9 protein-coding genes and 1 pseudogene are annotated in these 12,991 nt (G+C 69.6%); 4 read left to right on the top strand and 6 right to left on the bottom strand.

All coding sequences use genetic code 11. The annotated features are described in order from the left end of the window. Positions 1-95, top strand: a pseudogene (locus AB0I94_RS39305) (LLM class flavin-dependent oxidoreductase); the annotation flags it as partial. Positions 96-120: 25 nt separating this feature from the next. On the opposite strand, the gene AB0I94_RS39310 reads toward AB0I94_RS39305, so the two are convergent. Beyond that, complete coding sequence (locus AB0I94_RS39310; RefSeq protein ID WP_363314605.1) at positions 121-294, bottom strand: hypothetical protein; 174 nt, start codon at positions 292-294, stop codon at positions 121-123. A gap of 306 nt (positions 295-600) precedes the next feature. Between AB0I94_RS39310 and AB0I94_RS39315 the strand changes: the two genes are divergently transcribed. After that, on the top strand, positions 601-1,419 hold the full coding sequence (locus AB0I94_RS39315) for an SDR family oxidoreductase (RefSeq protein ID WP_363314606.1): 819 nt from the start codon (positions 601-603) through the stop codon (positions 1,417-1,419). Between the two features lie 36 nt (positions 1,420-1,455). Here AB0I94_RS39315 and AB0I94_RS39320 read toward each other — a convergent pair whose 3' ends face one another. The 5 genes from AB0I94_RS39320 to AB0I94_RS39340 all read right to left on the bottom strand — a co-directional run bounded on the left by AB0I94_RS39320 (position 1,456) and on the right by AB0I94_RS39340 (position 10,506). Beyond that, entirely contained in the window at positions 1,456-2,973 is a 1,518-nt protein-coding gene (locus AB0I94_RS39320; protein WP_363314607.1) for an SDR family NAD(P)-dependent oxidoreductase, read from the bottom strand. 70 nt (positions 2,974-3,043) lie between these two features. Continuing rightward, positions 3,044-4,408, bottom strand: coding sequence for a wax ester/triacylglycerol synthase family O-acyltransferase (locus tag AB0I94_RS39325; protein ID WP_363314608.1), 1,365 nt, complete (start codon positions 4,406-4,408; stop codon positions 3,044-3,046). Positions 4,409-4,632: 224 nt separating this feature from the next. Further along, positions 4,633-6,975: a GH92 family glycosyl hydrolase gene (locus AB0I94_RS39330; protein WP_363314609.1), complete on the bottom strand. Its 2,343-nt coding sequence runs from the start codon at positions 6,973-6,975 to the stop codon at positions 4,633-4,635. A gap of 121 nt (positions 6,976-7,096) precedes the next feature. Further along, entirely contained in the window at positions 7,097-7,834 is a 738-nt protein-coding gene (locus AB0I94_RS39335) for a hypothetical protein (RefSeq protein WP_363314611.1), read from the bottom strand. 53 nt (positions 7,835-7,887) lie between these two features. Beyond that, positions 7,888-10,506, bottom strand: a complete 2,619-nt coding sequence (locus AB0I94_RS39340; RefSeq protein WP_363314612.1) for a PA14 domain-containing protein — start codon at positions 10,504-10,506, stop codon at positions 7,888-7,890. A 217-nt stretch (positions 10,507-10,723) separates the two neighbouring features. Between AB0I94_RS39340 and AB0I94_RS39345 the strand changes: the two genes are divergently transcribed. Continuing rightward, the gene (locus AB0I94_RS39345) at positions 10,724-11,737 is read left to right on the top strand and encodes a LacI family DNA-binding transcriptional regulator (RefSeq protein WP_363314613.1); all 1,014 of its coding nucleotides are present in this window, start codon (positions 10,724-10,726) and stop codon (positions 11,735-11,737) included. A gap of 155 nt (positions 11,738-11,892) precedes the next feature. Then, positions 11,893-12,990 (top strand): ABC transporter substrate-binding protein, encoded by a 1,098-nt coding sequence (locus tag AB0I94_RS39350; RefSeq protein WP_363314614.1) that lies wholly within the window; start codon positions 11,893-11,895, stop codon positions 12,988-12,990. Position 12,991 lies beyond the last annotated feature (1 nt).

Below are 12,991 nucleotides of genomic sequence, written 5' to 3' on the forward strand. Positions count from 1 at the left end.
CGTCAGAGGTACGGAACATCCCAGGCTGTGTGCAGCGCCCCCGGCTTCCGTTCGCGGTCGCCGCCACCGGGCCGCGCGGCCTGAAGCTCGCGGCGGGGGCGCGCGGCGAAAGCGGAGGGTTCAGTCGATACCAGGGAGGATGTGCGGCTCGGCGAGGTCGTCCTCGTAGCCGGCAAGGCGGATCGGGGCCGCTTTCGCCCACGAATCCAGGTTGCTCAGCTTGCGTGGTCTGCCGACCCGCTCACTGCCGCGTTCCGCCGGTCGCTTTTCCTGCTTCGTCAGATCTGGTGTCACCGCGCACTCCTTTGTGTCGCGTAACGGAAGGACAAGGGCTGTTCGGTCGCGGTGGCGCCGTTGTTTTGGCGGGATCGCGGCCACGGTGGCGAGCCTGTCCCGGGGCGGCCGAGGGGGGCTTGTGATCCCCTGGAGACCGTCCGTTCGCCTCACATTAACCAAATGAGCGCGCCCGCGCTCTATGGGGTCCGCCGAAGGAGTGTATTTCGGACAGTTGATCCCGGTGTGGGGGTGGCCCACGAGCCAAGAACTTTCCGACGGGTCACGGCCATGGGCCTTTCCGGGCCTCCATGGGACCGTACGGGGATGATTTCCGCCCAGGCACGGGACGGCGCGGTGGCTCTGGTGACCGGGGCCTCGCGAGGAATCGGGCTCGCCGTGGCGCGGTCCCTCGCGGAATCAGGGCATCGCCTCGTCCTGACCGGCCGCGAACCCGATGCCCTTGAGGCGGCCGTGGCCGGTCTCCGCGCGGACGGCGCACAGGCCGTGGGGTGCGCGGGCGGCGTGGCTGATTCCGGTCGGGCGAAGGCTTGCGTGGCTCTCGCAATCCAGGAGTTCGGGAGACTCGACGTACTGGTGAACAACGCCGCGACGAACGCCCCTTACGGCCCACTGATGGACGTCGACCTCACCCGGTGGCGCGCCGCCTTCACCGTGAACGTCGAGGCCGCGCTGCGCCTGACACAGCTCGCCTGGCGTGCCTGGATGGGCGAGCACGGCGGCGCGGTGGTGAACATCTGCACCGAGGGCGCTTCCCACGTGGGCCCGAACGTGGGCGCGTACGGCACCAGCAAGGCGGCGCTCCTGCACCTGACCGCCCAGTTGGCGGGCGAACTCGCGCCCTTGGTGCGGGTCAACTCCGTCTCCCCCGGCCTCGTCCGCACCGAGATGGCCCGCTTCGTGTGGGACGGCGCCGAGGAGCAGCTCGCCGCGAGCCTGCCGCTCGGCCGCATCGGCGAACCGGAGGACGTGGCGCGGGCCGTGGCATGGCTCATCTCGGACGCGGCCGCCTGGGTGACGGGCGCGGATCTGCTCGTCGACGGCGGCACGCGGGTGCGGGCCGCCGCCGGTACGACCTCCCCGTACGCGGTGCATGAACGGCTGCGGGCGACGGGTGGGGAGTGAGGCGCCGGGCCAGGGGGCGGAACGGGCCGCCGCCTCCTACCACTTACCGGGCGCGTAGTCCTTCAGGAAGATGCCGTACAGGTCCTCGCCCGCCTCGCCCCGCACGACCGGGTCGTAGACCCGAGCCGCGCCGTCGACCAGGTCGAGCGGGGCGTGGAAGCCCTCGTCGGCCAGGCGCAGCTTGTCGTAGTGCGGGCGCTCGTCGGTGATCCAGCCGGTGTCGATCGAGGTCATGAGGATGCCGTCGGTCTCGAACATCTCCTGGGCGCTGGTCCGCGTCACCATGTTCATCGCGGCCTTCGCCGCGTTCGTGTTCGGGTGGCCCGCGCCCTTGTATCCGCGGCCGAAGACGCCCTCCATCGCGGAGACGTTGACGACGTAGGAACGGCCGCTCGATGCCTTCTTCGCGGCATCGGCCATCGCCGGACGCAGCGCGCTGATCAGGATGAACGGCGAGGTGTAGTTGCACAGCTGGGTCTCGAGGAGCTCCACCGGGGAGATCTGCTCGATGGTCTGCACCCACGTGTTGCTGTCGACGACGTCCGGGACCAGGCCGCCCGCGTCGATGGCGGTGCCGTCGAGGTGCCGGGCGACGCTGGCGTTGCCCGCGACGAGGGCGAGGTCGGCGACCTGCTGCGCGTCCAGACCGCTGGTGCCGACGGGCAGAGCGGCCAGGCCGTCCACCGCGCCGGAGTTGAAGGCGCCGATGACGGAGTGGGCCGGCAGCTCACCGGCGGGCAGCGGCGCGCCCTCGCCCTCGACCAGGGCGGCGTACGCGGAGGGCAGGCGGCGCACGGTCTGCGTCGCGTTGTTGATCAGGATGTCGAGGGGTCCCGCCGCGGCGAGCCGCTCGGCGAGCGCGACGGACTGGGCCGGGTCGCGCAGGTCGATGCCGACGACCTCCAGGCGGTGCAGCCAGTCGGCCGAGTCGTCCATCGCCTTGAAGCGGCGGATGGCGTCCTTGGGGAACCGCGTCGTGATGGTGGTGTGGGCGCCGTCGCGAAGCAGACGCAGCGCGATGTACATGCCGATCTTGGCCCGGCCGCCGGTGAGCAGCGCGCGCTTGCCGGTGAGGTCGGTGCGGGCATCGCGCTTGGACCGGTTGAGGCGGGCGCAGTCCGGACACAGCTGGTGGTAGAAGTAGTCGACTTCCACGTACCGGGTCTTGCAGGTGTAGCAGGAGCGGGGGCGCTGAAGTATCCCCGCGATCCGGCCCTCCTCAGTCTGCGAGGAGGGCAGCAGACCCTCGGTCTCGTCGTCGATGCGCTCGGCCGAGCCGGTGGCGGTGGCCTCGGTGACAGCCTTGTCGTGCGCGGTCTTGGCGGCCCGGCGCTCCTGACGGCGGCGCTGCTTCACCGTCCGGTAGATCCCGGCCGTGGCCCGGCGCACCGCGATCGCGTCGGGGTGGTCGACATCCAGCTTGTCGAGCTCGTCGAGCACGCCGAGACAGACGGCGAGGCGGTCGGGGTCGATGCCGGGGCCATAGGAGACCGAACCGGCCTCCTGGGGCTCGGCCGAACCGGCAGCCCCCAGGCTGTCCTCTGTCACCGTCATCGCCGCTGTCCTCGCGTCACTCATGCCGCGGCTCGTCTGGGTGACCGCGGAAGCTCCAAAGAAGAGAACTTTACGTAGCGACGGGCCCCACTACCAAACGCGGACGGTTTACGCACGCTTCGACGAGCCCCGCGAGCTCCTCCCGCACACTCCGGGCGAGAACATCCAGGTCGGGTACGGCGGCGGCGTCCGCGACCAGACCGAAGTGCACCCGGCCCCGGTACGTCGACACCGCGACGGCCAGTGCCTGCCCCTGGGCGAGCGGCGCGAACGGGTACACGGCGGTGAGCGGGCAGCCGCCCAGTCTCAGGCCGAGGCTGGGCAGCGGGACGCTGGTCACCAGGATGTCGAAGAGCAGCCGGGCGGCTTGCGCGACCACAGGACCACCGATGCGGTGCCCCAGCGGCGGCACGTGTTCGGCGAGCAGGGCGACCGCGCCCGCGCCGCGGCCGGGCCCCGCCTCCTTGTTGCGGTCCATGGCGGCCCGCACCGCCCGCAGCCGCCCGACCGGGTCCGGTTCACCGACCGGGAGCCGGACCAGGTACCCGGAGAGCCGGTTGCCCGGCGGCTGCGCGGAGCGCGGCCTGCGCCGGGAGACGGGGACGAGGGCGCGCGGCTCCACTCCCTCGCTGCCGTCGCCCCGCGCGTCGAGCCAGCGGCGCAGCGCGCCCGCGACCACGGCGATCAGTACGTCGTTGACGGTGCCGCCCACCGTCTTGCGCACGCGGTGCACGTCGTCCAGGTCGAGCAGGACCCCCGCGGTGCGCCGCGTGCCGGTGGCCCGTGACGTGAGGGCGGCCGATGACCGTGCGCCCAAGGTCGCGCGAGCGACGGACGACCCGATGTCCAGGGCCTGCCCCACGTCGCTGACGGTGTCGCGCAGCAGACCCGGAAGCTTGCGCGGGTCGGGCAGCCAGGACCGCCGGGAGTCCTCGGGCCCGGCGGGCGCCGGACGCGCGGTGGGCAGATCGGTGGGGTCCATGACCGCCGCGGCGAGCATCAGGGCGCGCAGCCCGTCGGCGAGGGCGTGGTGGAACTTGAACAGCACGGCGGAGGACGCGCCGTCCCGCGTCGGCAGCACGTGCGCCTCCCACGGCGGCCTGCCGCGCTCCAGGGGACGCTGCATGAGTGCACCCGCCGCGGCGTGGAAGTCATCGGCGGGCTCGGCGAGGCGGACGTGGTCCAGCGGGTCGAAGGCGGGCGCGGTGGCGCGGACTGCCCCGCCGACCGGCAGCCAGACCGGGCGGATCCGCAGCCGCAGTCCGGGCACGGTGGCCGCACGTTCGGCGAGGAGGCGGGCGGCGCGCTCGGCCGCGGCCGGCGAGTCGGCCTCGAAGACGCCGAGTGCTCCCAGGTGCATGGGGTGTTCGGCGGACTCGATGTTCCAGAAGGCGAGGTCGAGAGGTGCGAGCAGGTCGGAGGAGTCAGCGGTCAACGTTTTCAACAGGCTGCTCTCGTCGAGGACGATGCGGGGGATGGCATGAGTGTGCAGTCAATCCCCGTTGCGCGACTACAGTCAAGTACGATCAAGCTACGCACAGTTAACAACAGATTAAGGCCCGCCCCTCTGGGAGAGGCGGGCCTGGTGGTGCACAAGTGTCGTGTCGGTTACGTCACTTCGGCTCGGGGCGCTGTGTCACTTCGACGCGGGCTGCCGCGTCACTTCAGCGCGGGCGGCGCCGCCTCCTGTGACGTGCCCCACTCCGAGGGCTTGTCGCCCACCGTGAAGGAGAGTTCGCGGGTGTCGCGGATGTCGTCGGTCGTCAGGTACGTCTTGCCGTGGTCGGCGCCGTCCGTGCGCGCCGACTGGATGTACCGGTCGGTGGCCGAGGTGCCCGGCGCCTTCACCGTGAGACGGCCCTTCGGGTAGTAGCGGCGGTCGAGCGTGAGGTCGACGCGCTCGAAGACGGGCGTCGAGAGCCCCCAGGTGTCCGTGCCGGGCTGTACCGGGAAGACACCGATCGAGGACAGCACGTTCCAGGCGGACATGGTGCCGAGGTCGTCGTTCCCGGTCATGCCGGTCGGGGTGTCCGTGAAGAGGGTGAGCGCGGCGTGCACCACGTCCGTCGACTTCCACGGCTGCCCCGTCGACAAGTAGGTGTACGGGGCGATGAGGTCGGGCTCGTTCTGCGGGTTGTACTTGTCCGCGTTGTAGTAGTCGTAGGGGCCGTTGACCCACACCTCGCGCGCGGTCTTCGCCGGGTCCTTCAGGAGTTGCTCGTAGGCGAAGAAGGAGTCGAGGCGGTCGTTCGTGGCCTGCTTGCCGCCGATGAGGCCGATCATGCCGGGCAGGTCCTGCGGGACCAGCCACTGGTACTGCCAGGACGTGCCCTCGTGGAAGCCCTCACTCTTGGCCGGGTCGGCAGGTCCGGTGAAGGCGCCCGCGGCGTCCCGCGCACGGAAGAACCCGGTCGAGCTGTCGAAGATCTTCCGGTAGTTCTGCGCACGGTCCGCGTACCGCTCGGCATCGGCCTTGTGCCCCAGGTCGCCTGCCATCTGGCCGAGCATCGCGTCCGAGAGGGCGTACTCCAGCGTCGCCGAAGCGCCGTGATCGTAGTCCGAGTCGCCGGGCTTCGCGTGCGGACGGCCCTTGATGTACGGCGCGAAGCCCTCGCTCAGGTACTCCTTGTTGGCCTCACGGCCCACGGGCGCCGAATCGGCGGGCGGCACACCGTCCGCGTTCTTCTTCAGCGCGCGGTACGCCTCCTCCTCATGGCCCTTCAGCAGACCCTGCTGGTAGGCGTTGGTGAGGAAGGGGGTGACGGGGTCGCCGGTCATGATGTTCGTCTCGACCGTGCCGTAGCCCCACTTGGGCAGCCAGCCGCTCTCCTCGTCGATCTTCAGGACGGAGAGCGCCATGTCACGCGACTCGTGCGGCGCGAGCAGGGAGAGGAGCTGCGCCTGGGTGCGGTAGGTGTCCCACAGGGACCAGTTCTGGTAGTACGTGAAGTTCTTGGCGCGGTGGATCTTCTGGTCCCAGCCCGTGTACCGGCCGTCGACGTCGCTGCCGATGTTCGGCGCGAGGAACGAACGGTAGAGGGACGAGTAGAAGGTGCGGCGCACGGTCTCGCTGCCGCCCTGCGCCCGCACGTCGTCGAGCCTGTCCTCCCACGCGGCCCGCGCGGCCTTCGCGACACGGTCGTACGAACGCCCGCCCTCCGCGCGGAGGTTGAGCGCGGCACCCTTGGCATCGACGTACGAGAGAGCGGTGGTCGCCTCTACGGTGCGGTCCTTCGAGGTGTCGAAGCGGACATACGCGCCGTTGCGCTCATCGCCCGCCGACGACGACTTGGACCCCGCGGTGACGGTGTCGCCCTTCCAGGTGCCCGACGTGGTGAAGGGCCGATCGAAGCGCGTGATCGTGTAGACCGTGTACGGCTTGGTGTCCTGGCAGAAGCCGCTGCCGGTGATCGCCGTGCGGACCGTACGGTTGTCGAGGATCTCGACCTTGGTGCTGCCCGTCTTGTGCAGCGACTGCCCCGCGTTGAGCAGGACGTTGGCCTTGTCGGTGGCGGGGAAGGTGTAGCGCTGCACGCCGGTGCGCTTGGTGGCCGTCAGCTCGGCGTCGATCCCGGACTCGAGGCCGACCTGGTACGAGCCGGGGCTCGCCTTCTCGTCGTCGTGGCTGAACTCCGCCGCGTACTTGGCGTAGTCCGTCTCCTTGACGTCGCCCGTGGTGGGGAGCACCGGCAGATCGCCGCCCAACCCGCAGCCGACGCCCGAGAGGTGAACGGTCGAGAAGCCGCGGATGTGCGTGTCGGAGTGGTCGTAGCCGGTGTTGTGCCCGGTGTCGGGTGAGAACTGGACCATGCCGAAGGGCACGGCCGCGCCGGGGTAGGTGTTGCCTTCGTTCTCGGTGCCGATGAACGGGTTGACCAGGTCGGTCAGTCGGCCGTCCGATGCCGGGGCGGCCTGCGCCGCCGGTATGGCGAGGGCCCCCCCGAGGAGCGTGGCCGCGGCCACCGCCACCCCCGTACCGCGTAGCCGTCGAGTCCATCTCATGGGTGGGAACGCCTCCTTGGACAACGTTGTCAAAGCACGGAACGCGATCATTCTTCGGGGGTCGCCTCGTGTGCGTCAAGGGGTGGGAGCGGGTGAGGCGGCACCGGTTCTCAGGCGGCGCTCAGGCAGTACGCAGCCACACCCGCAAGGGCCCGACAGGGGTGAAGCCCTGGCGGACGGCCGTGTCCAGGCTCTCGCCGCTCTCGTATCCGACGACGGGCAGACCGGGCCAGAGCCGGGCGACCTGCGTCAGACAGCCGGCCCAGGCGGACTCCTCCCCGCCCGGCGCGTCACCCGCCGCGAAGAGATTCGAGATGCCGACCACGGACTCACCCGGGCTCGCGACGGCTCCCGCGACGATCTTCCCGTCGGCGCCAGTGCCGCTGAGGAACGTGGCGTCCCGGGCAAGCAACTCTGGCCGGAACAAGCCGGTGCCCTGCTCGCCGTCGTTCCACGCGGTCTCCCACTCGGGCAGAGAATCGGCGGACCTGAGCGGCTCCCAGCGGATGGCCGCGGACGGGTCCGCGGGAGCCTCACCCGCCGGCCGGTGGATCCACTGGGCTTCGAACAGCACCTCGAAACCCAGTGGCTCCAGGTCCAGGCAGGCGAAGCTGTCCTTGACGGAGCAGCCCGGTGACGCCGTGTCGATCCGGGCCACCAGGTCGCCCGGCGAGATGCCGGGGGCGAGCGAGACGGCATCCGGATACAGCGGCGGCGTCCGCCGCGCGCTGCTCCACGCCCCGGCTCCGAACTCGCCCGCCAGTCCGTGCGCACGGCAGAGCGCGTCGCACCACTCGGCGTTGTTGCGGGCCGCGGCCCCTGCCCACTCGTTCCCTGCCCACTCGTTCTCGGTGATCACGAGCTGATGGTGCCAAGCGGGAGGGGCCGCGTCCACTGATCAAGCGCTCCCGGTCAGGAGCCCGGGCACCCCGCCGGGTCCGGCCGTGACGCGTCGCCGATCAAGGCCTCATGTGCTGCCTTGAGCCGCTTCACGTCGGGCTTGACGACCCTGCGGTCGTACGTGAGCAGACCGTTCAACTCGCCCTCCACATCCGAGATCTGGGTGTAGACGGCGCCGTTGCCGCCCTTGCAGGCGAGCGCGCGCACCTCGTCGAGCTTGGTGAGGTAGTCGTCCGTGTACGTCGCCGGGTCCACGTCGACGTAACTCTGCTGGACGGACCACGCGTGCCCCGGCACCGCGAGTCCGAGACCGCCGTACTCGCCGTTGATCAGCGCCCGTTCACCGTCGGGCTTGGGCGGGAGTGCCGGGCTCGGATAGCCGTGCTCGTCCATGATGTCGCCGGTTCCGCCGTCGGCCCCGAGGTTGAGCCCCGACATCCCGTTGACCAGGCGGGTCGGATCCCAGGACTTGGCCTGAGTGGCGATGCGGCCCTGGTCGTACTGGCCCCATCCCTCGTTGAAGGTGACCCACATGACGATCGACGGGTGGTTCGCGTGCTCGTCGATCATCTGCTTCATCTCGTGCTCGTACTGCGCGCGGGCCGCCGTGCTCGGGTTGCGGTCGGACCGCATCGACGGCATGTCCTGCCAGACCATCAGGCCCAGCTTGTCCGCCCAGTAGAACCAGCGGTCCGGCTCCACCTTGATGTGCTTGCGGACCGAGTTGAAGCCCATCTCCTTGTGCATCTTCAGGTCGTACGCGAGCGCCTCGTCGGTCGGCGCCGTGTGCAGGCCGTCGGGCCAGAAGCCCTGGTCGAGCGTGGCCATCAGGAAGGCGGGCTTGCCGTTGAGCATCGTGCGCGGAGTGCCGTTCACCTTCTCCACGGCAATCGTGCGCATACCGAAGTAGCTCTTGACGCTGTCGCGGCCGACGGTCACCTTCAGGTCGTAGAGGAAGGGGGTGTCCGGCGACCAGAGACGCGGCTCGGCGATCTTCAGCTTGAGCGGGGTGCCCGTGCGTCCGCTCGCCTCCGCGACCTTCTTCTTCCCCTCGTACGCGACCGCCTTGACCGGCACTCCGTCGCGTACGCCCTTGGGCTCGACGGAGACCTGCTTGGTGGCCACGTCAGGCGTGATCTTGAGCGAGTCTGCATGGTCGGCCGCCACCGGCTCCATCCACACCGTCTGCCAGATGCCGGACGACGGGGTGTACCAGATGCCGCTGGGGTCCAGTCGCTGCTTGCCGACGGGCGGGTTCTCGCCGTCCTTGGAGTCGGTCGGGTCATAGACGCCGACGATCAGCTCCTGGGTCCTGCCCGGCTTCAGGGCGTCCGTGATGTCGGCGCTGAACTTGTCGTAGCCGCCCTTGTGTTCGGCGACCTTCTTGCCGTTCACGAAGACCTCGGACTGCCAGTCGACCGCGCCGAAGTTGAGCTTGAGGCGCTTGCCGTCGCCGACCTTCCAGCCTTGCGGGACGGTGAAGGTCCTGCGGTACCACATGCGGTCCTCGTGCCGTTCGAGGCCGGAGAGCTGGGATTCCACGGGGTAGGGGACGAGGATCTTCTCGCCGAGCTGCTTGCCGAACGGGGGCTTCTCGCCGGCCTTGGCCGAGGCGAACTGCCAGGTCCCGTTGAGGTTGCGCCACGCGTCACGGGTCAGCTGGGGGCGCGGGTACTCGGGGTGCGCGTTGCCCGGGTTCACGTCATCGGCGAACTTGGTGCGCAGCTGGTGCTCGGAGTGGTTGGGCCCGCTGCTCCAGAAGGCGGCGACCTCCTTGCCGTCGTCGCCCGCCAGGCCGCCCTTGCCGTCGTAGCGGATGTCGGCGCTGCCCTTGGCCGTGCCCGTCTTGTTGCCGACGACGGGCTCCTTGAGGCCCACGAGGAGTGCGCGAGCGTCCTCGGGGTCGGCCTTGATGGCGCCGATGGGCCACTTGGCGCCGCCGATGACCGCCTCGATGTGGTCCGCGAGGCCGTTCGGGACCGCGCCGAGCTTCTGGGCGAAGTCCAGCTTGAGGGTGCGGCCGTCCTTGAGGACCGTGGCGGAGGTGGCTCCGTCGTACGCGAAGCCGTCGGGGAGGCGGAAGGCCGACTGCGGGACGGCTTCCTTGCTGCCGCCGGGCTCGGTCCAGCGCAGGTGGAGGTTGGAGCCGCCGTAGTGCTCGAAGTACTCGACCTTGATGTCGTAGGCCTTGCCTGCGGTCAACTCGACCGGCTGCGCGGTCTGTTCCTTGTCCCAGTCGTCGACCCAGTGGTCGATGGCGAGCTTGCCGTCGACCCAGAGACGGAAGCCGTTGTCGCCGATCATGGAGAAGGTGTGGGGGCCGGTCTTCTCGGGGACGACCTTGCCGGTCCAGCGGACGGTGGCGTCGTCGGCCTTGCCGGTGGCGAAGGCCAGGCGCGGGTCGAGATTGTCGAAGTCGATCTTCTGGTCGAAGCCGGTGGCCTTGAGCTCGTGGAAGTCGAAGGCTCCGGGGGCGGACTGGGTGTAGTACTCGCCCTTCAGGCCGTGGATTTCAGGGGGTTCGTCGGCGGCTGTCGCGGCCGGAACCGCGGTGAGTCCGGCGAGGGCGAGGGCGAGGGTGAGCAGCAATATCAGTCGCTGCCTGACTCTTCCGGGTCGGGTGGGGCGCACAGATCCTCCGTAGCTCGAAGCGGTGCTTGAAGGCTGAGGAAGGGGGTGGCGAAGGCTGAGGGAAGGGGGTGGCGGCTGACCGCCGCAGTCTGTACAACGAATCTGTACAACGTTGGAAGGAACGGCAGTTGGCATGACAGCACGCTCTCCGGCGCGCTGTCCAGGGTCATGACAAACACCCCAGGACAGGGGTGCACCTAGACGCAGGGAGCTGTACGTGCGGGTAAGCCTCAAGGACGTCGCGGAGCGCGCGGGCGTCTCCATCAAGACCGTCTCGAACGTGGTGAACAAGTATCAGCACGTCACCCCGGCGATGCGGGCGCGCGTGCAGGAGGCGATCGACGAGCTGGGCTACCGCCCGAACTTGACGGCACGTCACCTGCGCAAAGGGCGTACGGGCATCATCGCGCTCGCCGTCCCCGAGCTGGGCAACCCCTACTTCGCCGAACTGGCGGGCGCGGTCATCGACGCGGCGGCCGAGCACGACTTCACCGTCCTGCTCGACCACACCCGTGGCGATCGCGAGCAGGAGGTCCTGGTCAGCCAGGGCTTCCGGGCCCGGGTGATCGACGGCCTGATCATGAGCCCACTGGAGCTGGAGTCGGCCGACCTGCTCGGTCGCGAGGACGACGTACCGCTGGTGCTGCTCGGCGAGCGCCAGTACGACCTGCCCTACGACCACATCGCCATCGACAACGTCGCCGCGGCCCGCACGGCGGTACGCCACCTCATCGGCCGTGGCCGCACCCGCATCGCGTATCTCGGCGCCCGCACGGACTCCGCGAACCGCCCGGCGAACCTCCGACTCCAGGGCTGGCGCGAGGAGTTGACGCAGGCGGGGATCGCCGTACCGGACAGCCTGGTGGGCCCGGTCGGCGGCTGGAACCGCTGGGACGGGGCGAAGGCGATGGCGCGGATGCTGGACGCGGGGGTGCGGCCCGACGCCGTGTTCGCGTACAACGACCTGGTGGCGATCGGCGCCATGCGGGTGCTGCACGAACGCGGTCTGCGCGTGCCGTGGGACGTGGCGGTGGTCGGCTTCGACGACATCGCCGAGGGGCAGTTCGGGGCGGTCACGCTGACCACGGTCTCGCCCGACAAGCAGGCCATCGCCCGGCTCGCGGTGGCCTCGCTGCTGCGCAGCCTGGAAGGCTCGGGAGAGCCCGAGGGGCGTGAACTCACCGCCGAATTCCGCCTGGTGGAGCGGGAAAGCACGCTGGGGCGACGCTGAACTGCCGAGCCGTCAGCTCAGCCCTCCCTGTGCGCGGAGGGTTTACAGCCCCCTTTCAACGATGTAAAAAGCTCCCCGTAGCGCCGAGTTGACCGTAAGAGCCGATCCTCCCGTGAGCGCTCTCAGCGCCGGGGCCGTGCCATTTTGGGGACTCCATGAAGCCGACCACACGCCTTAGCCGCACCTCAGCCAGGACCCTCCTCGCCGCCGGTCTCGCCGCGAGCCTCGCTCTCGCCACCGGTTGCGCGAAGTCGGAGGACGACGGCGACAAGAGCTCCGCGTCACAGGACCAGGGCGACTCGGGACAGGTCGTTTCGGAGCCGAGTGAGGGCAGCGGCCCGACCTGCGCGATAGACGCCTACGGCGGCAAGAAGCTCGACCTTAAGAGCGCCACGGTCGGCTTCTCCCAGTCCGAGAAGGAGGCCAACCCCTTCCGCATCGCGGAGACGGCGTCCATCAAGGCAGAGGCGAAGAAGCGCGGCGTCAGACTCCTCACCGCGAACGCCCAGTCGCAGTTCTCCAAGCAGATCAGCGACGTCCAGGACCTCATCGCCAAGGGCGCCGACCTCCTGGTCATCGCACCGCTGAACTCCGACGGCTGGGAGCCTGTGCTGCGCTCGGCCGCCGCCAAGCACATCCCGATCATCACCATCGACCGCAAGATCAACGCCAAGCCCTGCAAGGACTACGTCAGTTTCATCGGCTCCGACTTCGTCGAGCAGGGCAAGCGCGCGGCCGACCAGATGATCAAGTCGACGGGCGGCAAGGGCAAGGTCGCAATCCTGCTCGGCGCCGCGGGCAACAACGTCACCACGGAGCGCACCAAGGGCTTCGAGGACCGGATCAAGGAGAAGGCCCCCGACCTGAAGGTCGTGTTCAAGCAGACGGGCGAGTTCGCCCGTGAGAAGGGCCAGCAGGTCACCGAGCAGCTCATCCAGTCCAAGCCGGACATCACTGGGATCTACGCCGAGAACGACGAAATGGGCCTCGGCGCGGTCAACGCCCTCAAGGGCGCGGGCAAGAAGGCCGGCGACGTGAAGATCGTGACGGTCGACGGCACGCGCAACGCCGTGCAGGGCATAGTCGACGGCTGGATCGACGGTGTCATCGAGTCGAACCCGCGCTTCGGCCCGTTGGCCTTCCAGACCCTGGACACCTTCACCAAGGGCACGAAGGTCTCGCAGGACATCGTCATCAAGGACAGCGCGTACACGAAGGACAACGCCAAGGCGGACCTCGGCAAGGCGTACTGAG

The sequence above is a fragment of the Streptomyces sp. NPDC050147 genome (genome assembly GCF_040660195.1).
Taxonomy (GTDB): domain Bacteria; phylum Actinomycetota; class Actinomycetes; order Streptomycetales; family Streptomycetaceae; genus Streptomyces.

Excerpts from the sequence above, each read along its gene's own strand:
- AB0I94_RS39315 (WP_363314606.1), top strand. The coding sequence starts at position 601 with ATGATTTCCGCCCAGGCACGGGACGGCGCGGTGGCTCTGGTGACCGGG.
- AB0I94_RS39350 (WP_363314614.1), top strand. The coding sequence starts at position 11,893 with ATGAAGCCGACCACACGCCTTAGCCGCACCTCAGCCAGGACCCTCCTC.
- AB0I94_RS39330 (WP_363314609.1), bottom strand. The coding sequence starts at position 6,975 with ATGAGATGGACTCGACGGCTACGCGGTACGGGGGTGGCGGTGGCCGCG.
- AB0I94_RS39320 (WP_363314607.1), bottom strand. The coding sequence starts at position 2,973 with ATGACGGTGACAGAGGACAGCCTGGGGGCTGCCGGTTCGGCCGAGCCC.